This is a genomic window from Nostoc sp. (assembly GCF_036917515.1).
In the GTDB taxonomy this organism is placed as follows: Bacteria; Cyanobacteriota; Cyanobacteriia; order Cyanobacteriales; family Nostocaceae; genus Nostoc.
The window spans coordinates 1-21,723 of the sequence record NZ_JBALDE010000058.1 but is presented as its reverse complement, the minus strand read 5'-3'; the positions used below and the strand labels follow the sequence as shown (position 1 = coordinate 21,723).

Sequence of the window (21,723 nt, the reverse complement as noted above, 5' to 3'; positions counted from 1 at the left end):
CGCCTCGCGCAGTGCAGAGTGTAATGATTGTCCGCTAGAAAATTCTGTTAAAAAATGTTTTAAAAATTCTGTGCTACCAAGTCTGGGACTGGTTCGCGCATGACAATGACTTGGGGAATGTGTAAATCCTCTAACGCTTCTGCTAAACCTAAGCCATCGCAAGAATTGAAAATTGCTAAGTGTAATCCGCTTTCAATTGCTTTCTTAAGTCCATGTTTTAATTTATCTAGAGTAATTGTTGTTGTTTGATTAATTTGCAGAACTCCTCTTTCTTGACTAGAACTATGTCCAGCAAAAAATAGAATATTCCAACCTTTGCCCCAAAGTTCGTTACTTAACTCTTTTCGTTGTGGTTCAATTAAGAAGTTTATTTGAGCTTGGTTTGATAAACTCTCTAATAAATACCTATCCTGACTAATATCAATTCCTTGATGATTGCCAAAAATCGCTAAAATCTTGATTTTTTTTTCTTGAGTATATATTTTATTTGGTCTTCGTGGTTCTAAGGGACTAAGTGCAACTTCAGTATTTGGATAATCTTCAAAAAAGTTCCATAAATGCCAAGGAAGTCGTCGTAATAAGTTATCAGAAGTTGCAATTATAAAGCAAATTTCTTCATTTGGATTTAATTGCGTGCGTAATTTTTGGTCTATCTTGCGAAACTGCTCACAATTGAGCCAAATATTAATTTTAGATGATAATTGCTGACATAAATCGTTAAATTCCAACTCTGAAAAATTTGTGACATCATTATCTTTGATTTCGAGACGTATCCACCAAGCATAGTGATGGTAGAGAGCTGAGTATAGTATTTGCCAATTTCGATAAAGTTGAGAAATTTCTGGCGCTGGTGGTAAACTCCCGCGAAATTCCATCGCACGTGGGTCATTTATTAACCCAAGTTGAACCGTGACATCAGGAAAGCCTTTATGGAGGTCGCCCTTACCTAAATTCAAGACAACTAACTTACTCATTACACTCCTACAAAAAAGTGTCAGATGACAAAAGTTTCCTTGATTGTCAAATTACCATGAGACACTTGGATATGAAAGCTTTCTCCAAAATCCCCTCGAAACCGTTTTAATTGAATAAAGTTATCATTACTTCGTGATACAACTTCTTGAAGAATCTCTCTAGATTCTGCTTGTAAATTAAGTCTCAGATTAGATGGCAAATAAGTTTTTTCGCCCATGGGATGTAGCTGTACTAGTACTTCTACTTTTTGTTCGGGTAATGGTGCGATCGCTACTATTAACGCTAGTGGTTCATTTCCCACTTTTAGTCCTAAATCTATTATTCTTGCTCGTACCACACTAGTTCTACTGAAAGATGAAACACTTCTTAACGCAAACTTTTTCTCATCTATACTGTTGAAAACTTCTTCTAAAGCCATCCAACTATTTTCAAACAGATTCTCGAACCATTGACCTAAATTCACTCGTGTCTGCCTAGCACTGAGTGCAGGGTGAGCAACAGCGTCAGGAATACAATCAAAAAGGAAATTAAGGGGTTTGAGGCTTGTTAGTGGTATTTGTTCACAAGCAGAAGAACTAGGAACTATTCTTACAAATCCCAGCAATTGCACTTCATTTAGGCATTCATTAAATTGGACAGCCACATAACCAATCCTATTTTTCATAACTTCTGGGGGTAAATAAATTGTCGTTTCTCCAGGTTGAACTGGACGACACTCTAACTTACCAATGTTAGGAATAACTAAATCAGCAACATCAAATAAAGCTCGTTTCAGGGGATGCCAACTATCACTTTTATCTAAAGCTGTATCAATTTGCAACCATTCCAAGTAAGTGTAAACAGCATAAACTGCTAGTGTATTTAAATAAATTTGTTTGCCTTTTTGAGGTGTAGTTTGTTCCACAGCAAACTGACGAGCAATCACATGAGCTTCTTGTCCAAGTGGAATTTTGAAATAAAGCGTTTTTGTGCTACTCATGGTTGTGGTTGTTAATTAGATTCATATCCAAGTTTAATTGCAACTTCTTGGAGGAGCGGTATTGCTTTTAATTTCCAATGAGATACTAAAGTTTGGTAATTGATTTGGCTCTCACGAGCAATATCAGCAAGTGTATCTGGTGGGTTATTAAAGATGAACAGCAATCTTTGGCTTAGTATTTGACAGTTGCATTCGGGATGTTTACGAGGATAACAATTTCGTAATTGCTTGTCTGGGTCTTGCTCAATGTAAAGTACCAAGTTGGTTACTAGACGTTGTTGTGACTGCTGCTGTAAATTTTCCAGATAAATTTCTAGTCCGCTCAAAACATGTGGATTAGATGGTGTTCCTAATAGTTGTCCTTGTTCTGACACTCGTTCCAACCAAGTTGTTATTTCTGCATCCGGATCAAAAATGCTTTCATCCAAGGATAAATGAAACTTTTTTCTCCAAGGGGGAGATGATGGATTTAAATCTTTGACGCGCCAGTAAAGGTAGCTTTTGAGCCATTTGGTTAAATCATCTCGAACTGAAGATGTACATGGCTGAAAGTTTCTAATATTTTGGCTGAACCACTCCAAAGTTTGGTTTAGGGCATCTAAAAAATAATCGGGACAGTCCATGCTTGAGTATTTTTTAAATTCTGGTAGTCCCTGAATTAAAATCAGAAGCCGACTCATAGCCTTTCGCCATTCTCGGCTACCATCTGGGTGTTGGCACACTGTTGCAATCAATTGGCGCAGGCGTTCATCTTGATCGTCCATAAAAGCTTTAACCAAAAAAAAGTACAGTAGAGACGAGACAGCAGCACAGTTATAAGCATTGCTTTTGACCTTACTTGTATATCAGTTAAAAATCAGAAAATTATGAAAACTTTGGAATAGTACTTGCAGAGATATGAGTAATGCAGAAATTATGACAACGGTAATAACTGTGGTAATGTTCTTTGATGACAGTCAGAGTCAGTTTTGTGATATTCCTTAAAAAACTGCCATTCTTTTATCTGTACCGCAATTTACATAATAAATGAGAATTACACGTAGGGAGAATATTGATGAACAATTTCTTTTTTCATAACTAGCTGATTATTCACTGAATATAAAAGTATAGGCTCGCTCTCGAAAGGAAATTTCAAATACTCATCACGATCAATCCCAGCCAGATTACTAGTACAGAATGCGTAAGAGCTAATTCGTAAACTAAAGTAAAGTACTTGTCTAGTAAGGGTTTCAGGAATTTAAGTCAATAAAGCACTTATTCGCTGAAACTTAGACCTAGTAATGAGTTGAGTACCCTCAAGATTTTCTTTACGAATCAGCTCTAAAGATGATTTTCATAAAATTTTAAAGCCCAAAATATTAAGTAGTCTTCGAGATAAAAAGGTGGGCTACGAAAAAAAAATCGGCGACAATCCTGACATAACAGTTAAAAGTGGAAATATCGTACTGACAGGTCAGAAAAGTGGAGGTCAAGTGCAAAGTAATATCTCGTTTCGCTCTCTACTCAAAGAATTAAACTTTATTAAGTAGTGTGATCGCATTACTTAATGGGCGATCGCCATCTTATGTAGAAACTGTCTTAAAAGTCAGGCGATCGCATTTAAAATTACCTCTCTTGGTGTGGGTAGCCAAAGCTAAGATGGCTGCCAATGAGTGTGTAGAAGTTATTTGGCGCGTGTGCTGCACCCCCTGCACAACCCGGAACCTTGCACTTATCGCTAACAGTTTGGGCAACTTTGTAAAGCTCACTGGTGTGTGGTGTCATGTCCCATCCTTCGCCACCATAGCTTGTGGTTTTTTCAATATTATGCAAAACGATCGCTTCCAGCCGCCAACCATTGATTTTACACTCGCCCAAGCGATAAATTTTAGACAATGCTGGATCTGACAAAGCTATACGTAACTCCCTTTCGATTTGCATAAAGTCAGGCTTTTCTGGCTGCATCTGCAAATAAGCAAGTAATTCTGCGGCTGATGTGCCAGTTCTAAAAAACACCGATACGTAACCGTCTCCTCCAGAAACGACTCTCCAATCAACTAAGGTGAGTTCTGGTGACTGCGCCAGCGCTACAATCAGTGAGGTGTCAGTTTGGTTATCTGTGCCAGTTATCCCACCATTACCACACTCGATGCCAAAATTGCGATCGCAAACACCAATGATTTGCCAGGTATAGTGTGCAACAGTAACTATAGGTTTATCTCTTTGTATACCCGAAATAACTTCAGCATAGTTGCTCTGGTCAATATATAAATCATAAGAACCTGGAGTATTGGAATTTCCACATGGTGCATTGATTAATTTGCCAACAAAGTGGCAGTGTTCAAAACCAGACAGTGGATGCTGGCGTACCAAAGCCGCAAGGCGTTTAGCATCAGACAAAGCAAAAGTGGCACTGAAGTAGTAATGAGGGCCTTGTCCGCACTCTTTGATTTCCCAGAACCAATCCTGAAATATACCCATACAAAAGCCGCCATATTGGAAATTTTGATCTTTGCCTAATTTTGCTGCTCAACTGTTCATTTTAGAGTTTCCTAAGCATTTTTAATTTCTTGCTGGCTGCTAGACTGTAGCGCTTCACTGGATTTCTATCTGGTCGCTAGCCCAAGTAATCTGGTCTTGGAAAGCCGGGTTTAACACCCGAACCCGTTGATTACTAGAAGTCTGAGTTACACACACTATATCAATACTTTCAAAGATATTTTAAATACCTGCTACTCATTTGTTACTCAACTCAGCCATTTTTATCTTGATTTTTAGCAAACGCAAGCACTAATCTTGCTACTCATTAGTGCCCACTCCCCAACGATCAATGATCGGAATTTGTGACCATTGCGGAAAAACAGACAACTTAACCAGACTGCCTAGAACCACCATCTGCGAAGACTGCCTTTTAATCTTGCCTATTTACTTAGCAGCGATCTAATAACCACACCAAAGCAGCATCAACATTATTAACCTGCTCCCCTGGCGGTATGGCTGGACGATTTACCATCACAATCTTCACGCCCAGTTCTCGTGCTGCAATAATCTTGGGCTTTGTGGCATCACCACCGCTATTTTTACTGACGATGATATCAATGTTATTCTGAATCAGAATTTGTCTTTCATTCTTGAGAGTAAAAGGCCCGCGATCGCACAATACCATCCCCGGTGGTACTAAAGCATCATCGCCAGGAGGGTCAATCATCCGCATCAAAAACCAAATTTTCTCCAAGTGAGCAAAGGCGGCGATCTCTTGTCTACCAACTGTCAAAAATACCCGCTGTCCTTGTTTTTGTAGGGCTGTTGCTGCGGCTGCAACACTATCAACCTCAATCCAGCGATCGCCACTTACTTTTTCCCAAGGCGGACGAATTAACATCAGACGGGGTACTCCAACTTTTGTTGCAGCATCTGCCGCATTGAAGGAAATCTGAGTTGCAAAAGGATGGGTTGCATCAATTAATAAGTCGATTTGCATGACTTGCAGATAGCTAGCCAATCCAGCCACACCACCGAAGCCTCCAACCCGTAAATCGCCCAGCGGTACTGACGGTTCACGGGTGCGGCCAGCTAGAGAGGTGATTACTTCTAACCCTTGGATAGTCGTAACTTTGGCAGCTAATTCTGCTGCATCACCCGTGCCACCCAGAATCAAAACGCGGATCATTTAGATAAAGGTGGAATCTTTGCTAAAATGCCCTTTTTCATTGCTTCTGGACGCTCTGACCAAGGCAGTAAACCATCTGCTTTAACATAGTATTGACTAGCACATTGAAGTACCGCAGAGGCACTACCATCAACGCCTAAATCACCAAATAAATATGTTAATTTACCTTTGGCAGCAAAGGCGACTACACAAGAACGATTACAAGCACTCATACATTCAACTTCCTGAATCGGGAATTGATCTCGTAACTCCCAATCTTGTGCCAGTTGCTGAAGTTGGTGTAGAAGTTTTTCACCACCACTTTCACCAAGGCGTTTTCCATTTTGCCAAACACTGGCACAAGTTTTGCAAACAAATAAAGTATGTTCAGCAACATCCAAAGGACTAGTTGGAGAAATATTTACAGTCGTAGTCATCTGTACCTCGCAGATATGTGAAACTGATAAATCTATTTCGGCGGGCATCCTGACTCACTCAAATTGAGATTTTCGATTTAGTTCCTTAATCTCAAATTAGTTCACAGTTGCGGGACAGTGCCGGATTTGCACCGAACTTTCCCCCTTACCTCTGGTAGCTGACTCCCACCAGAACCGAATAACCTTATCGATCATACACTAGGGTTATCGGAGAATAGGAAACAATAGGCTTTTCGCTAACCATCAAACTGGACGACAACCAGATAAAATACTGTGCATATTTACTACTTGTCCAATAACTGCGATCGCAGGCGCACTAAATCCAGTTTGCTCTACCTGTTTGACAATTGTCTCTAAAGTCCCAATCAATTCTTCTTGTTCTGGGCGCGTACCCCAGCGCACCAAAGCAATGGGCGTTTCTAAATTTAACCCAGCAGCACTTAATTCTTCCACAATATAAGACAGATTATGAATTCCCATATAAATTACAATGGTTTCGGAACCGTGAGCGATCGCACTCCAATTCACTTGCGGTCTATACTTACCCGCCGCTTCATGGCCAGTTACAAATGTGACTGACGAACTATAAAGCCGATGCGTCAAAGGAATACCTGAGTATGCTGCTGCTGCAATTCCCGATGTGATACCAGGCACAACTTCCGTTGATATTCCAGCGTTGACTAATTCTTCCATCTCTTCGCCACCGCGACCAAAAATAAACGGATCGCCACCCTTTAGCCGCACTACAATTGCATTATCCTGCGCTTTATCAATCAGCAATTGAGTTGTTTCTTCTTGGAAGAGCGAATGTTTTCCCCTCCGCTTACCAGCATTAATTTGCTCGGCTTGGGGATTAATCATTGCCAAAATTGCCGGACTCACCAAGGCATCATAGATTACTACATCTGCACATTCCAACAAACCTTTCGCTTTCAGGGTAATTAGTCCTGGATCTCCTGGCCCCGCACCTACTAAATAAACTTTTCCCAAATACTTGTTCCTCTGTGTGATTGTGCGGTTCATCTCTGTGTTAAATCCCAAATTAGCTCGGCTAATTCTGCACTTGCTCCCAGTGGCTTTGCCAGTTGGAAATTCACCGCAGAAAATTGTAATTTTAGCTCCTCTATTGAGGTGGCGATCGCATCGGTTATTCCACCAGCGAATAAAAAGTATGGCAAGATTGCAATTTCCCGATAACCAGCAGTTACGAACTCTTTCACCCGTGATTCTAAACTAGGAGGCCCAGCCCAATAAGCAGTCACGGCTCCCAAACTCGCCGCCATTGCTTCCACAGTTTTTTGCGAACCTGGGCGACGGCTACCATGAGCTAAGAGAATCCATGCTTCTGCTTTTATAGCAGCTATTTGCTTTGCCAGCAATTTCTCTAAATTAGGATGAGAACCTAAATATGGTTGCAACTCAATGATCATATCTTGACCAGCAGCCTGTTGTGCGAGTGCTACTTCGGCGGGAATATCTGTCATGACATGCACTCCCGGCAGTAGAAATAGCGGTACAATTTTGAGGCGATTTTCATTTTGAGACAGTGGGCAATCGCCAAAAGCGCTTTTAGCAAATTGTTGAATCTGTTCGTGTAAAGGCTGAGGACTCATTTCCAAAGCAGCTATGCCAATCAAATGTTGGCTATTTATTAAGTTGTGGTTTTTTGGCAATTTATGACATACCAGCCTAGCTAGTTGCTGCATAGCAATTTCTGGGCGCGGGTCGCGACTTCCGTGAGATAATAGCAGATAGGCAGATGACATCGGCAAAGCTTGAACTTTCAGTTACTATATCTTACTTAAGATTAAGCCGGGGTTCATAAGTACTCTGGTAATTATTGAAACTATTATCAATTATTAAACAGAAATATTCTTAATCACTTTTACAGTGGATTTCCAGTTGAAAAGTACACAACTATTCGTTTCAAAAGCAGATATTAAGCCTGTTTTTCTTCAGTTAGCGCAACGGGGCGCAGCCCATTCTGACTCTTGAATTCTGACTCATAAATTCTGTTGTATATTCTTCCCCTGCTGCTTACCTATTGTTCTTCGGCAGTGTAAGTATAAAATTGATTAAAAGCTCCTACCGTTTCAAATTTGTACGAAGGTATCCAGGAATTTATTTTTAAATCTGTACGGTAAACACTAAAAATAACGTAATTTTGTCTTTCTGTAGTCTTGGTAATAATTTCTTGGATTTGCGGGCTAGCCGAGTCAACCAATTTATCGCAATTAAAACGGATTAAATTTTCTATAATATTCGTAGTTTTTTTACATACATCGGTTTTTAAGTATTTTGTCAGGCGTTGAACTGCATATTCTTCATATTCAACCTGACCGGGATTGGTTTTCGCCATTGTCACACCCAAGGCGGCTAGACCTGCTGCTGCTCCAGTATACGCGATGATGGTCAATGGTTTCATATTTGCCAAATAAAGTTCATTCTAATTGTTAGATTCCAGAGACTCTAAATCAACTAAGTCCGTTCCTTGAACAAAACTCTTGATCGATTGCCGAATTATTGCTATAATTCGAATTATTGAATGGCGAGCGTAGCCAAGTGGTTAAGGCAGTGGTTTGTGGTACCACCATTCGTGGGTTCGAGTCCCATCGTTCGCCCTACATAATTTCATATTAATACCTACACTCCTGTAGAAGATGGGTTAGATGGCGCAAACCCTCGTAACTATCACTTTAACAAGGATAAGGATATGTAATCTATAGCTTTACTTATTATTGTTCTCTCGTTTATCTCGTTCCTAGTCTTCGACTGGGAACGAGATAAACACTCGGCAAAAACTTTTTTGACCTGGATTATCCAAGAGATTTAGTAACCAGACTTCAAAAACAGATTCAGCAAGTCATCAAGATATAGTCACACCTTTTAAGATAATTGCCTCTAGTAGATGTAAATTTTTCTCAAATTGGGGATTTTTCCCACTGCGATCGCACTCCTAAAGTCATGACCAAGTTCATCCTTGATAGTCTGGGATTCTGAGATGGACATTAACATCTAAGAAGCAACACGGCAAGATACAGGGTTCTGCCATGAAGCATAAGGTTTGCTGGGTGCATTCGCTGTGAGTTGCAACTCCCCTTTGGCATTTATCACCCACCTTGTAGCTTCTACAATAGGTTTTGGTGTAGGGGTAGGGGTAGTAGGTTTGATGGTAACAGGTGGACTCTTGCGGTTTCTGATGCTGGGATTGAGAGTTACCCAATCTACCAAAACTGTATTCAGAGAAAGAAAGTTATAGGGATTGCGGGGTAAACCGCCACGTCCAGTGATGATAAATGAACTAGCTTGTTGCTTGCTTCTAGGGCTACAGCTAGTATCAAGTAGCTGAGAAGTATCAACCAGATTTGTGGGTAGCAGATGTACTAATCTTGGGCTAATACCAAGTATATTAATAGTTTTTATACCGCTTGCAAAGGGATTTTGCTCCGAAAACGCCGTGACATCGTTTGTAGGCAGCATAGATGAGAAAATATATATGTAATATGGTTCGCCATTGTTGACGAATACATCACTTATTACTCCCGGTTCTGGGGATATTACGTCTTTTCGATTAGGTACATTGAAACCAAAAATGCCAGTGGTGGTGATGGTTACATTCCCCCCGTTACCGTAGAATACATTGGCATCAATATCGCTATTATTACTGGCAACTAAAAAGCCATCTGGTGTATTAATTCTGATACTGCCACCTTTATCATTATAGCTATAAATACTTATACTACTGAAATTACGCATCAGTATTAAATCTTTTACCTGCAACACAATATCATCGCCATCAAGCCATCCTTGATCCAAATTAATCTGGTTCGCTTTTACTGTAAGTAAGCCTCTTTCTCTTATATCTCTTCTTCTCGCCGTGATTCCAGACCCGTTATTTAAAGAAACAGAGCGTGCTTGGATATGAACATCTTCAGCAGTAATATTATTTGTCTTTCCTATGTATGTTTTGTCTTTTACACGAAAAGCAGAGTAATTATCTCTTGTAATAGAAATAGAGTTACTAGCTTGCACCAACAAATTTCTACCTGCCTCTACGCTGCTATCTTTTAAAAAAACAGAGCCACTAGCCTGTATCGATATATTTCCATCAGCCCAGATAACGCTATCTTTATCAATTAAAAGTGTTTTAGCATTAATATTGATGTCATTACCATAAACTAGAGCATTAATAAGGGAAACATCAGATCGCGCTACACCATTGGGAAAATTCAATTGTAGCCTGTTACCATCTAAACTTAATCCTAGCGTTCCCTCTGTGGCTAAACCTCCTAACTCGACTAGCTTATTAGGAGCAAACATTATCCCACCATCAAAATTCACATCACCACCCACTAACGCCAAAGTGTTACCTGGTTGCAGTTCTAAATCCTGAGATTGATAAAGGATACTCCCCGGATTTGCCCCATATTGCAAGCCAATAGGAACATTTATAGTCAGGAGGGGCGTTGTTTGTGATGCAGTTGCACTGAACTCAAAGCCATCTGCAAATTTCAGGCTACTTGCCGTACTTGCCAAGAAAGAGCCGCCAATGGCAAGCCTTGCATTTTTACCAAATATAATCCCATTCGGGTTTATTAGAAATAAGTTAGCGCTACCCTTAGCACGAATCAACCCATCAATATTAGAAACTGACCTACCCGTTACTCTACTGATTATATTTTGAATATCTACAGCATTATTAAAAGAAGCAGTGCCATTAATAGGCACAGAAAACTCTTTAAAGCTGTGAAACAAGTTACCACCAAATTGTGTTCCCCCAGTGATATTTAGGGTGTTGCCATCTAGTGTAACAATAGAATTATTTGGCAAAGTGCTATCTGAGGTGATTTGGGCAGAAGCACAATTTGCACCCAAAGCGATCGCACCTCCCATCCCAATCCCCAAACACCAACGAGTAGCCATCCCAAACATCCCACCTCCTCAGCTTTGTAACAGATGAACTCTTTTTTGAGTTAACCACAATTAGTGTTCATCAAGTTAATACCTTTAGTTCTGGTTCATATTGAAGATGGCGAAATAATACGTGCAAAGAAATATCCGACTTGTTCTATTTAGAATGAAGGACGCCGATGTTGAAACGCAAACCACCCTAGAAATTGCCTGTCCCTGTGATCTCATCCCTAGATAATCTATATCTTGGGTTTCAATGGACGGTATTTATTTGCTTATTTGCAAATGCCATCACTACTTTCATTCACTTAGACTTTAAAATACCACCACTTGACCTTCAACCTACAGAATCTAGGTTCAAACAACCTCTAATTAAACCTCTTTCATATTAAAACTACCGAGATTATAGAAAACTTGGTAATTTAGCCTTAGAAGTTTTTGAACGCATATTTAACTGTTAAAAAATGCCTAAAAGAATGATAAAAGTCAGTCCCCAGAAGGCAAGTAAAGAGATAATTAGAATATTGCCTATACTGTGGTCAGAAACTATTAACTTATTGTATTGGTAGCCATATAAATCGACTAAATTTAAACACCTTTTGCCGAAATTATAACTATGGTAAATAAATATTAGTTTATCTTTAAACAAAAATTTAATTAATTTAAGCTTAACTAAATAGTTAAACTTTCAGCAAACTCATTAAGTTTTATTTCAAATATTTAAAAATAGAATATAGCAAGACTATTACTTATTCCCCAAATTAACACAATATAGGAATCATATTTTATTTTTGAAATTATTAACCTTAGATATAGCAGATTTCAAGTTGGTGAATTACACAAGCGAAGTCTCAAAGTCTATTTTACTTTTGTTAGCGCGGTTCATTCTGACTGATGAACTCTGCTGTATGTGCTGATAATCAAAATATACGCAAATAATAAATGATATAGTAAAGATTACATCAAGCAATTGAGGGCGTGATAATTTGTGCCCCAAATATTATAATGCAGTTATTTACTAACATCTATCAAAAGAAATAAAAATTGTATTTCTTTAGTGAGATCCAAAAATACTGAGTCATAGATACTTTAGGTAAAGAAGAACACGATTTAAGTGTCTGCTGAAAAGTTGATACTTGTAGGTACACAGATAAATATAATTTATCTGTGTTATTTCGTGTTTATATGTATCTAATAAAAGGTGGAGGCTTATTTGTCTCGCCTAGAAAGTTAGTAATGCAAACATCGTCATTTAGTGGAGTTGCTATGTCTGAATTGCTTCAAGCAGTCTTAGATAGTGAAGAAAGAAGTGATTTACGTTCCTTTCTTAGTAAGTTACGCCAACAAGAAAAGAAGTACTTGCTGCGGAACGACATACTCAATGTATATAGTGAGTATTGCTCCAAGTCCCAAAAACCTGAGACTTTTTACACTTCCTCGGAGTTAGGCAAACTTATTTACTATACTCAGGAAATTATTCAGGAGGACTCAAACTTCTGTTTCATCATCCGTTCTAAGATTGCCAGCCAAGAAGTTTATTGGTTGACATCAGACTTAAGCATTGAGCCGATGACGGTGCAGGATTTGTTAGATCTGCGCGATCGCTTGGTGAACAAATATCATCCCAACGAAGGCGGCCTGCTAGAATTGGACTTCGGCCCGTTTTATGACTACTCCCCAGTCATCCGCGACCCCAAAAATATTGGTAAAGGGGTACAATTTCTCAACCGCTATCTATCCAGCAAAATATTTCAAGACTCCAAACAATTGCTGGACAGCTTATTGAATTTCCTGCGGCTGCACCACTACAACGGTATTCAACTGCTGCTCAACGATCGCATTCAATCACAGCAGCAACTTTCCGAGCAAGTTAAGAAAGCTATCGGTTTTGTTAATAATCGCCCTAAAGATGAACCCTACGAACAATTCCGGTTCCAATTGCAGTCAATGGGTTTTGAGCCGGGTTGGGGTAACACCGCAGCGCGAGTGGGAGAAACTTTAAATATTCTCGATGAATTGATTGATTCTGCCGATCCCCAGACCCTAGAAGCACTCATTTCTCGTGTGCCGATGATTTTTAGAATTGTCCTGGTGTCAGCTCATGGTTGGTTTGGGCAAGAGGGAGTTTTAGGGCGTCCAGATACTGGCGGTCAGGTAGTTTACGTCCTTGACCAGGCAAAGAGCCTAGAGAAGCAGCTACAAGAAGATGTTCTGCTTGCAGGTTTAGAGAAATTGAATGTCGAGCCAAAGGTAATTATTCTCACCCGTTTGATTCCCAATAGTGATGGTACTCTTTGTAATCAACGTCTAGAAAAAGTCCTTGGTACCGAAAATGCTTGGATTTTGCGAGTGCCTTTACGGGATTTTAATCCTAATATGACTCAAAACTGGATTTCTCGGTTTGAGTTTTGGCCTTATCTAGAAACTTTCGCCATTGATTCTGAAAGAGAACTACGGGCAGAATTTCATGGCACACCTGACTTAATAGTTGGAAACTATACTGATGGTAATTTAGTAGCATTCTTGCTGGCGCGACGGCTGAAAGTTACTCAATGCAACGTTGCCCATGCTTTAGAAAAATCTAAATACTTGTTCAGCAACCTCTATTGGCAAGAATTAGAAGATAAATATCATTTTTCCTTGCAATTCACAGCTGATTTGATTGCGATGAATGCTGCCAATTTTGTAATTAGCAGCACCTACCAAGAAATTGTCGGAACACCGGATAGTGTGGGACAATACGAGTCTTATAAGTGCTTCACTATGCCGGAGTTGTATCATGTGACCAATGGCATTGAATTATTTAGTCCCAAATTTAATGTCGTACCGCCTGGAGTAAACGAAAATAATTACTTCCCCTACACCCAGAATAAAGACCGAGTAGAGAGCGATCGCCAACGCCTTGCCGAAACACTCTTTACTCTGGAAGATCCCACGCAAATCTTTGGCAAACTCGATGATCCTAACAAGCGCCCTCTCTTCTCAATGGCGCGTCTTGACCACATCAAAAACCTCACAGGTTTAGCTGAATGTTATGGTCAAAGTAAAGAATTACAAGAGCATTGCAACTTAATTTTAGTAGCGGGTAAATTACGCGTCGAAGAATCAGATGATAACGAAGAACGCAACGAAATTATTAAACTCTACCAAATAATTGACCAGTACAATCTCCACGGGAAAATTCGTTGGTTGGGTGTGCGTCTCTCCAAAACCGATTCTGGTGAAATTTACCGAGTCATTGCCGATCATCAGGGAATTTTTGTACAACCAGCTTTATTTGAAGCTTTTGGTTTGACAATTTTAGAAGCAATGGTTTCAGGATTACCGACTTTTGCCACACAGTTTGGTGGGCCATTAGAGATTATTCAAGATAAGGTGAATGGATTTTACATTAACCCGACGAATTTAGAAGAGACAGCCACAAAAATTGTAGAATTCATCACTAAATGCGAACAAAATCCTAACTATTGGAATGAAATTTCCCAGCGAGGAATTGACCGAGTTTACAGCACCTATACTTGGAAAATTCACACTACCAGGCTATTATCATTAGCAAGGATTTATGGTTTCTGGAACTTTACCTCAAAGGAAAATCGTGAAGATTTGTTACGCTATATAGAGGCTTTGTTCTATTTAATTTATAAGCCTAGAGCACAACAGTTATTAGAGCAGCATAAATATCGTTAGTTTGTTATTTGTCATTTGTCATTAGCCAAAAACTAAAGACAAATGACTAAAGACAAATAACTAAATTGTCAATGCACTCCAAGTTCGTTGACCAACTACTCCATCTACTCCTAAATTCTGCTGGTTTTGAAAGGCTTTAACAGCAGTCTCTGTTAGTGCACCAAAAATTCCATCCACTCTCACAGCATAACCGTTAGACACTAATAACTGTTGTAAAGCTCTGACAGCAATACCAGAACTACCAAAATAAAGAGTCGGTAGAGGTTGGCTACTAAACTTTTGGAACCGTCCTGTAGCCTTTGTACGGACTTTACCTCCAAACTGAGAAGACTTCTTAGGTTTACCTAAGTTAGAAGAAACTAGTCCCAGATTTTTTTTGCTAATTTTCTGAAGTATGTGTTCTTTTTCTAGTTTCAGCGCTGAGATAGAAGCCTGGGAAATCCCATCTGTCTGCATGAATTCAGGTGGTGTGACTTTAGCAGCTATCTCTAACTGACTCTGTTTTGACTGGTTTACGTCATTTTCCATCTGAAATAATTGCTGCTGTGGCAAATTGACCCCAGATGCTTGTCTTATTGTTAACACGCCCGTCATCAGGCCAATTTCAGTCATTTTAGTTTATTTTACTTCAACTAATATTTCTTTGAACCAATAACATTGAAACTTTGAGAAAGGATGCACCTTAATCAAAAAGCGTGTAGGCGTAGGCCGCCTTTAGATATCGCTTAGTACTCTCAGTTGTGGATATTGAAAAACTTTTTACCTTTTTTCATCTTGCCACAAAGCAATACCGCCTAATAAACCAGTGATATTGGGGATGAGTTTGACATTTAATGGTAGCTGTAAATTCACTCTCACAGCTTCACCACCGCCAATGTAAAGGTGGTCATAATTAAACAGATGTTGCAAAGATGCGATCGCTTTTTCTAAACGCCTATTCCATCTTTTTTCACCAATTTTTTCTAACTCTGCACGCCCCAACTGCTGCTCGAAAGTCTCTCCTTTGCGAAACGGATGATGCCCCATTTCCATATTCGGTACCAGCTTACCATCTACAAATAAAGCTGAACCAAACCCTGTACCCAGAGTAATCACTAATTCAACACCTTTACCTGCGATCGCCCCAAATCCCTGCATATCTGCATCATTAATCACCCGTACAGGCTTGTTTAAGTGTTTTAATAATGCTGTTTCCAAATCAAATCCAATCCAATCTGGATGTAAGTTTACCGCTGTTTCCGTGACTCCAGACCGCACGACACCGGGGAAACCGACCGAAACGCGATCAAATTCACTTTGAGCCGCTGCTAACATCACAATTGCATTAATTACAACATCTGGTGTTGCAGGTTGGGGTGTATCTAAACGTGTCCTTTCCGTTACAGGATTCCCCGTAATATCTAAAACCATAGCTTTAACACCACTACCGCCAATATCAACCGATAGGGTACGAATCGATCCATTTTCTTCAACCATTGAGTTACATCCTTGTTAATGCTTGTTATTTCGTTATTATGATCTGCTGCATTTGATAATATCTGGATATTTGGAGAGTCTTTATATTGTAGAACTTACGCACACTCTACGAATTCTCGGCGACGGACACTTTCCTCAAGTCGGGAAACCTGCCCACGGAAGTGTCCTCCTCTTGGCGTCTTCTCTACAAGATGCTACGCATAGCTTGCTTCTCCGTAAGAGTAGGCGGTTCAATAAATTAAGTGAAGTTAGCAATTTTTGCGTAAGTCCTTTACTGGTGGGGAGTAGAAAAATGGGAGAGCAGGGGAAATTATTGAACAAGTCTCTCCCAAGTCTCCCCTCTCTTCTTTGTCTACCTTGTCTCTTCTCCATGCCCCATGCCCAAAGTTAAAAATCCCATACATTCAATGCCGGACAGCATCCAGATTTGTTAATCTAAGAATAATAGAGATAGTACTGGCGTAGCTGCTTAAAATCTATCAAGCAGCAAATTTCTATTAAAAGTAATATAAGAGAAAAAATTATGACGGCGTTTGAACCTCAAAGCATCCGCTCGTATAGCCAAGAAGATGTCCAACAAATTCTGCACTTAGCGATCGCTCGTCAAGCAGATGATAAAGACACAGAATTTTCTTATGAGCATATATTAGAAATTGCTGCTGAGTTAGAAATTTCACCTGAGTCTTTAAAATTAGCAGAACGCGATTGGGTATTACAACAAGGTCAAGTCCAACAACGAAAAGCTTTTGACGCCTACCGCATCAGAAGATTTCAGAAGCGTTTAAGCAAATATGCAATTTTCAATGGCTTTTTTATACTGCTTAATTTAATTACCAGTGGCGGAATTTCTTGGTCACTGTACATTTTGCTATTCTGCGGATTGCCTGTAGCCCTTGATGTCTGGAATACCTTTCAAATCAAAGGTGAAGAGTATGAAATGGCATTCCAAAAATGGAGTCGCAACTATCAGATTAAGAAAACCATTAGTACAGTTTTGAATAAGTGGTTTAAAGTATTACAAGCTTAATAAAAAATTTCCCTAACCCTAACTCATCTCTACTTAATTCCCCCCGTTTCTGGGGGGAATATTTTGTGATCGAACTAACTAGATACTGAATTAGCCGCCTCGGAAACCTTCTCAGGGGGTGGAAAGCCACCCATACGAATCTCAGAAGTGAAGGAAGTGATACTAAATCCACCAAAACTCTTAAGGACATTTACCCGCATTCGCAAATTGGGGCTAGCAAACCACAGGCGTTCCTCTGAGAAGATGTTTTCATCCTCTGTAGTTAAGATCAAAGCACCATCACTGTCAATTTTATAGCGTCCGGCAACTGGAGTTTTATTGGCATCAACTATTTCTCTGAGTAACCTGCCTTGAGTTGGGTTATCTGCATCAGGTACCGAAACTAACACAGTTGAACCACTATGTTTTGTTTGATCCTTGTCCATTGTGCCGTTCCAGGTAATTTTGGTAGCACAAGAAGCAGAACTAGGATTAATATTATAACTTTGACACAGCTTAACTGCTTCTGGATGATCTACTGCTAGCGCCTCAATGACGATATCTGATTTGCTATGTTCCGATTGGTTAAAAGCCAAATGTTGACTAGTACGATGAGAAAACCATTTACCAGCACTTAACTGAAAAAACTCTTCAATATTCATGAATGAAATTACCCTGCATCAAAATGCTAAAATTCCCACTTAATTTTTATTAAAAGGTAGCAGGAAGCTTTAATATTATGCTTGATTGTCTATTTCCTCAAGCTTCTTGAGGCCAATTCTAGCTGCTTCAGCAACGTTGAAATGATTGTCTTTTTCCAAGTATTTTAAAGCTGAGACACTTTTGGGAGTGGGAAGATTTCCCAAGGCTTCTGCCAAACGCTGCCTGACTAACCAATCATCTGATTGGGCGAAGCGCAGGATCTTATCTACAGATTCAATGTCTTGAATTTCTCCCAGTGCAGAGATTGCAGCTTGTTGCAACACGACTTCTTTGCTATCCAATGCCTGAATAAGAATTTGATGGGCACGGGGGTCTTTAATATTGCCTAGAGAAACGGCTGCACTAAAGCGTACTAGCCAATCAGTATCTTCATAAAATGCCCGTGAAAGCACCTCAAAGGCTCTGACATCACCCAAATATCCTAAAGCACCAGCGGCATCAGCGCGGATACCATAATCAGGGTCATTTTCGAGAATTTTTACCAAAATAGAATAACATTCTGGTGTTGGCTTGATTCCCAGAGCAAATATTGCCATTGATCGCAGTTGCAATGATTCGTCGTCTAGTACCTTTTTAATCAAAGGTACTGCATCCTCAGCCGCAACGTGACGCAAATTAGCAAGGGCTACCATGCGATCGCGTAAATTCGGACTTTCTAACTGAGTAGAAATTTCTTGTAAGCTTATATCTGCCATTTAGTTCAAAGCGTTTTCTTTACTTATCTTAATTTACCCGATCTGTTCCTCAGGCTGTCGTCATAGTGAAGTAGGAGTTTGGCGACTTTACAAAATGGCTCAATTATGAATAATAAAAAAGCGATCGCGCTTTACCAGTTGCAGAAGTCAGTGTAAAGCGTCTGCTAATTGGGAAAATCACCCGCATTCATAGCCCTCTCTAAGAAAAGGCGTACTTGGCAATTCGGTTAAGAAATATTAAGTACATCTTGATCGTGAATTGGTATGAGTAATTCTAGCGTAGGCGTAGCTCGTCGTATACATCGCAAAAAAGCCGCAAAACTGATGAATAACAACACATTAGCGTTTTTAAAATAGTATTTGGGGTAGTAGTCAATTATGTACTTTTGTAAAGATATAACAAGAAGTTGCGTAAAGTTATTACCTTGACCTGAGTAACTTAATACAAGTTCGCTTAAACATCAAATCACAAACCTAAAAAACTGCTTTGCAAAAATATCTCCTGGAAAAATACAAATGCTAGCAGAAATAGATTGTATGAAAATTAGTAAGCATGAGTCAACAGATTTTCCTATAGAAATCCAAGTAATACCTACACAGTCAGAAAAAATTATTGACCCGCCTTCAGTATCTAAGAGTAAGTCAGACTTTGAGAATAAAGAGGAAAAACAACAACGTCTAGCCATTATAGCAGAAGATACACGACGTAGGCTGAAACGAAGTGCTATGGACATTTATTGCATTGGTGTCAACTTGTTAGAAGCTCAAAAAATTACCGAACATGGCGAGTTTCTACCTTGGTTACGACAGGAGTTCGGAATGGGAAAAACTTCAGCCTATGAGTTTATTCATGTTGCTAGAGCATTTGAGTCCAAAATTCCGATTATCGGAAATTTGATTAATAGTATTACTCCTACTGCTCTCTATAAACTTGCTGCTCCTAGTACATCTGAAGCTGCTATAGATGAAGCAATAAAGATTTTGAAAACAGGCGAAGTAGTCGATCCAGAGGTTGTTAAAAATCTCATTAAAAAATATAAAACTCCTAAAACAGTAAAAGAACAGCAACAAAAAGCCTCTTCAGTTAGTCAGCAGGGGGATACAAATCAAGTAGAGGCATTAGTCTTACCTAAGGCTGAGGTTTCTAGTATTGAACAAACAACCACTAACCATCTGCTACTTTCTTCTCCACTTCAACAGAATGAACTGCAAAAATTGGTAGCGGAGCGTGATACTTATAAAGCACAACTAGAAGCACTACAAATAAAGAATCAGAAACTTAAGCTAGATATTACAAAACTTCGTTCAGAATTAAATTTATTACAAACTAGTAAAGCTAACAGTAGTTAGAGAAGTCTCTGATACTTATTTAAGCGCTGAAGATAGATATCTCAAAAACTAAATATACTTTATGTATAAACCTTGTAGAGACTTAGTACAGCTATATCTCTACATCCATTTTCACTCATATTTCTAATATTATCCCTTGAAGCTTGCGATTATAAAAATTTGCTAGAAATGAGTGAGTTTATAATTTATACAGCTATAATTTTTTTGATCTTAAAACATCTTCTAAAGCGCCATTCACAATTTTTACAATCTCTTTCAGCGCTAGCTTTCAGCAAGCCTATATATATCTACGTTTGATTTGAAAATCTATTTATGGTAATTATTTTGGAAAAGTTATCCAGTTTTATATTTGCATAAAAAAACGAACAACTTCAAATAAGTAAGGAAAGAAACATATTTAAAAAAAATTTGGATGTGGTAAATTAAGTAAATAAGGTAATGTCCTGAAAACTATAAAAATTGAAAGAAATAAAAATGCTTGTATTTTTTTTTAAAGGATGGTAAATATAAAAGCAAGCAGTACACTAATAAAAAGCTTAGTGTTTTTAGATATAGATGTATTAGCAATTAGTTTGGTAGCTAATGCTACGAAAATTAACACGAGATAAATTTCAATAATTAGCCGTCGAATCGATAAGCTTATCCAGGGAAAAACTTTGAAATTTCAGTAACAAATATCAGAAACACTTTTGGATAATTAATTCGATAATTATAACCAAATAGAAAGTTTCTAGAATTTTGCATAAAACTCAAATAATAGACTGATTGTTATTTGAAGGGTTAAACAAACAACATCATTAAGTTTAGGCGTCACAACTAAATTAATAGTTAAAACCAGGAGATTTCAAGCAATGATTATAGTTATGAAATTAGGTACACCATCAATAGAAATCGAACGTATTGTTAAAGAAATTAGTTGTTATGAAATCACCCCAGAAGTCTGCCAGGGTCAACATAAAACAGTAATTGGCTTAGTTGGTGAAACTGCGGAAATTGACAGTATGCAGATTCAAAATATTAGCCTTTTTATTGAACAAGTGATCCGAGTAAAAAAACCATTTAAACGTGCTTCTTTAGAATTCCGCTATGGAGAACATAGTGAAGTGGTTGTACCCACACCTAATGGAGCTATTACCTTTGGACAAACCCATCCTTTAGTTGTAGTTGCTGGCCCATGTTCTGTTGAAAACGAGGAAATGATTGTTGAAACAGCACAGATAGTAAAAGCAGCAGGGGCACAGTTTCTACGAGGTGGGGCGTACAAACCTCGGACTTCACCTTATGCATTCCAAGGACATGGCGAAAGCGCATTAGGTTTGTTAGCAAAAGCTCGTGAAGCTACTGGTTTGGGTATTATCACAGAAGTCATGGATGCAGCTGATTTAGACAAGATTGTTGAAGTAGCAGACGTGATCCAAATTGGTGCCCGCAATATGCAGAATTTCTCCCTACTGAAGAAAGTAGGTGCTACAGGTAAAGCAGTCTTATTAAAGCGGGGACTATCAGCTACAATTGAAGATTGGTTGATGTCAGCTGAATACATTTTGGCAGCAGGCAATCCCAATGTAATTTTATGTGAGCGGGGAATTCGCACCTTTGACCGACAGTATACACGGAATACCCTTGATATATCTGCAATCCCTGTCTTGCGAACTTTGACTCACTTACCAATCATGATTGACCCTAGCCACGCCACCGGAAAATCAGAGTTTGTCCAACCAATGACCTTGGCAGCGATCGCAGCTGGCGCAGATTCCTTAATGGGTGTTGCATAATAAAGGGATGAGGAGAGGGTTCATACTGTGCATTGTCCATACTGTAAGTCTACGGAGATTAGAAAAAATGGAAAAAGAAGA

The 21,723-nt window shown here is 39.1% G+C and carries 18 protein-coding genes, 1 tRNA gene, 1 pseudogene and 1 riboswitch; of the genes and pseudogenes, 5 read left to right on the top strand and 15 right to left on the bottom strand.

The features are described 5' to 3' along the window. Positions 1-59: 59 nt before the first annotated feature. From V7K89_RS07340 to V7K89_RS07295, 10 genes and pseudogenes are all read right to left on the bottom strand, one after another. On the bottom strand, positions 60-974 hold the full coding sequence (locus tag V7K89_RS07340) for a CHAT domain-containing protein (RefSeq protein WP_335185746.1): 915 nt from the start codon (positions 972-974) through the stop codon (positions 60-62). A 20-nt stretch (positions 975-994) separates the two neighbouring features. Continuing rightward, positions 995-1,954: a DUF1822 family protein gene (locus V7K89_RS07335; protein ID WP_335185743.1), complete on the bottom strand. Its 960-nt coding sequence runs from the start codon at positions 1,952-1,954 to the stop codon at positions 995-997. A gap of 11 nt (positions 1,955-1,965) precedes the next feature. Beyond that, a complete protein-coding gene (locus tag V7K89_RS07330) occupies positions 1,966-2,718 on the bottom strand; it encodes a hypothetical protein (protein ID WP_335185741.1) in 753 nt (250 codons plus the stop codon). An 841-nt stretch (positions 2,719-3,559) separates the two neighbouring features. Beyond that, positions 3,560-4,414 (bottom strand): hypothetical protein, encoded by an 855-nt coding sequence (locus tag V7K89_RS07325; RefSeq protein ID WP_335185739.1) that lies wholly within the window; start codon positions 4,412-4,414, stop codon positions 3,560-3,562. A gap of 114 nt (positions 4,415-4,528) precedes the next feature. Continuing rightward, positions 4,529-4,615: pseudogene (locus tag V7K89_RS07320) on the bottom strand (radical SAM protein); the annotation flags it as partial. 247 nt (positions 4,616-4,862) lie between these two features. Continuing rightward, on the bottom strand, positions 4,863-5,603 hold the full coding sequence (locus V7K89_RS07315) for a cobalt-precorrin-6A reductase (protein WP_335185738.1): 741 nt from the start codon (positions 5,601-5,603) through the stop codon (positions 4,863-4,865). After that, on the bottom strand, positions 5,600-6,019 hold the full coding sequence (locus V7K89_RS07310; RefSeq protein WP_335185736.1) for a DUF1636 family protein: 420 nt from the start codon (positions 6,017-6,019) through the stop codon (positions 5,600-5,602). The genes V7K89_RS07315 and V7K89_RS07310 overlap by 4 nt, the downstream gene beginning before the upstream one ends. Positions 6,020-6,041: 22 nt before the next feature. After that, positions 6,042-6,213, bottom strand: a riboswitch (cobalamin riboswitch). Between the two features lie 49 nt (positions 6,214-6,262). Beyond that, positions 6,263-7,042, bottom strand: coding sequence for a uroporphyrinogen-III C-methyltransferase (gene cobA / locus V7K89_RS07305; protein WP_335185734.1), 780 nt, complete (start codon positions 7,040-7,042; stop codon positions 6,263-6,265). After that, entirely contained in the window at positions 7,039-7,785 is a 747-nt protein-coding gene (locus tag V7K89_RS07300; protein WP_335185732.1) for a sirohydrochlorin chelatase, read from the bottom strand. The genes cobA and V7K89_RS07300 overlap by 4 nt, the downstream gene beginning before the upstream one ends. Before the next feature lie 275 nt (positions 7,786-8,060). Continuing rightward, entirely contained in the window at positions 8,061-8,444 is a 384-nt protein-coding gene (locus tag V7K89_RS07295) for a DUF4359 domain-containing protein (protein WP_322733637.1), read from the bottom strand. A gap of 123 nt (positions 8,445-8,567) precedes the next feature. Here V7K89_RS07295 and V7K89_RS07290 point away from each other — a divergent pair. Further along, positions 8,568-8,640, top strand: a tRNA-His gene (locus V7K89_RS07290). Positions 8,641-9,034: 394 nt separating this feature from the next. On the opposite strand, the gene V7K89_RS07285 is transcribed toward V7K89_RS07290, so the two are convergent. Further along, complete coding sequence (locus V7K89_RS07285) at positions 9,035-10,942, bottom strand: filamentous hemagglutinin N-terminal domain-containing protein (protein WP_335185730.1); 1,908 nt, start codon at positions 10,940-10,942, stop codon at positions 9,035-9,037. Positions 10,943-12,196: 1,254 nt separating this feature from the next. Between V7K89_RS07285 and V7K89_RS07280 the strand changes: the two genes are divergently transcribed. After that, complete coding sequence (locus V7K89_RS07280) at positions 12,197-14,617, top strand: sucrose synthase (RefSeq protein ID WP_335185728.1); 2,421 nt, start codon at positions 12,197-12,199, stop codon at positions 14,615-14,617. A 60-nt stretch (positions 14,618-14,677) separates the two neighbouring features. On the opposite strand, the gene V7K89_RS07275 is transcribed toward V7K89_RS07280, so the two are convergent. Further along, entirely contained in the window at positions 14,678-15,229 is a 552-nt protein-coding gene (locus tag V7K89_RS07275; protein WP_335185726.1) for a peptidoglycan-binding domain-containing protein, read from the bottom strand. A 147-nt stretch (positions 15,230-15,376) separates the two neighbouring features. Further along, a complete protein-coding gene (locus V7K89_RS07270; protein WP_335185724.1) occupies positions 15,377-16,093 on the bottom strand; it encodes an ROK family protein in 717 nt (238 codons plus the stop codon). 523 nt (positions 16,094-16,616) lie between these two features. Here V7K89_RS07270 and V7K89_RS07265 point away from each other — a divergent pair. After that, positions 16,617-17,120: a 2TM domain-containing protein gene (locus tag V7K89_RS07265; protein WP_335185722.1), complete on the top strand. Its 504-nt coding sequence runs from the start codon at positions 16,617-16,619 to the stop codon at positions 17,118-17,120. Positions 17,121-17,194: 74 nt separating this feature from the next. Here V7K89_RS07265 and V7K89_RS07260 read toward each other — a convergent pair whose 3' ends face one another. Together V7K89_RS07260 and V7K89_RS07255 are read right to left on the bottom strand one after the other, a co-directional pair. After that, positions 17,195-17,761, bottom strand: a complete 567-nt coding sequence (locus V7K89_RS07260) for a phycobiliprotein lyase (protein ID WP_335185720.1) — start codon at positions 17,759-17,761, stop codon at positions 17,195-17,197. 75 nt (positions 17,762-17,836) lie between these two features. Next, positions 17,837-18,517: a HEAT repeat domain-containing protein gene (locus V7K89_RS07255; protein WP_335185718.1), complete on the bottom strand. Its 681-nt coding sequence runs from the start codon at positions 18,515-18,517 to the stop codon at positions 17,837-17,839. A 537-nt stretch (positions 18,518-19,054) separates the two neighbouring features. On the opposite strand from V7K89_RS07255, the gene V7K89_RS07250 reads away from it, so the two are divergent. Continuing rightward, positions 19,055-19,867, top strand: coding sequence for a DUF3102 domain-containing protein (locus V7K89_RS07250; RefSeq protein ID WP_335185716.1), 813 nt, complete (start codon positions 19,055-19,057; stop codon positions 19,865-19,867). Positions 19,868-20,718: 851 nt separating this feature from the next. Then, positions 20,719-21,642, top strand: coding sequence for a 3-deoxy-7-phosphoheptulonate synthase (gene aroF / locus V7K89_RS07245; protein WP_335185714.1), 924 nt, complete (start codon positions 20,719-20,721; stop codon positions 21,640-21,642). Positions 21,643-21,723 lie beyond the last annotated feature (81 nt).

Coding starts and splice junctions, on each gene's coding strand:
- V7K89_RS07340 (WP_335185746.1), bottom strand. CDS start 974: ATGAGTAAGTTAGTTGTCTTGAATTTAGGTAAGGGCGACCTCCATAAA.
- V7K89_RS07300 (WP_335185732.1), bottom strand. CDS start 7,785: ATGTCATCTGCCTATCTGCTATTATCTCACGGAAGTCGCGACCCGCGC.
- V7K89_RS07285 (WP_335185730.1), bottom strand. CDS start 10,942: ATGGCTACTCGTTGGTGTTTGGGGATTGGGATGGGAGGTGCGATCGCT.
- V7K89_RS07330 (WP_335185741.1), bottom strand. CDS start 2,718: ATGGACGATCAAGATGAACGCCTGCGCCAATTGATTGCAACAGTGTGC.
- V7K89_RS07265 (WP_335185722.1), top strand. CDS start 16,617: ATGACGGCGTTTGAACCTCAAAGCATCCGCTCGTATAGCCAAGAAGAT.
- V7K89_RS07280 (WP_335185728.1), top strand. CDS start 12,197: ATGTCTGAATTGCTTCAAGCAGTCTTAGATAGTGAAGAAAGAAGTGAT.
- V7K89_RS07260 (WP_335185720.1), bottom strand. CDS start 17,761: ATGAATATTGAAGAGTTTTTTCAGTTAAGTGCTGGTAAATGGTTTTCT.
- V7K89_RS07325 (WP_335185739.1), bottom strand. CDS start 4,414: ATGGGTATATTTCAGGATTGGTTCTGGGAAATCAAAGAGTGCGGACAA.
- V7K89_RS07250 (WP_335185716.1), top strand. CDS start 19,055: ATGAAAATTAGTAAGCATGAGTCAACAGATTTTCCTATAGAAATCCAA.
- V7K89_RS07255 (WP_335185718.1), bottom strand. CDS start 18,517: ATGGCAGATATAAGCTTACAAGAAATTTCTACTCAGTTAGAAAGTCCG.
- V7K89_RS07275 (WP_335185726.1), bottom strand. CDS start 15,229: ATGACTGAAATTGGCCTGATGACGGGCGTGTTAACAATAAGACAAGCA.
- aroF (WP_335185714.1), top strand. CDS start 20,719: ATGATTATAGTTATGAAATTAGGTACACCATCAATAGAAATCGAACGT.
- cobA (WP_335185734.1), bottom strand. CDS start 7,042: ATGAACCGCACAATCACACAGAGGAACAAGTATTTGGGAAAAGTTTAT.
- V7K89_RS07315 (WP_335185738.1), bottom strand. CDS start 5,603: ATGATCCGCGTTTTGATTCTGGGTGGCACGGGTGATGCAGCAGAATTA.
- V7K89_RS07335 (WP_335185743.1), bottom strand. CDS start 1,954: ATGAGTAGCACAAAAACGCTTTATTTCAAAATTCCACTTGGACAAGAA.
- V7K89_RS07310 (WP_335185736.1), bottom strand. CDS start 6,019: ATGACTACGACTGTAAATATTTCTCCAACTAGTCCTTTGGATGTTGCT.
- V7K89_RS07270 (WP_335185724.1), bottom strand. CDS start 16,093: ATGGTTGAAGAAAATGGATCGATTCGTACCCTATCGGTTGATATTGGC.
- V7K89_RS07295 (WP_322733637.1), bottom strand. CDS start 8,444: ATGAAACCATTGACCATCATCGCGTATACTGGAGCAGCAGCAGGTCTA.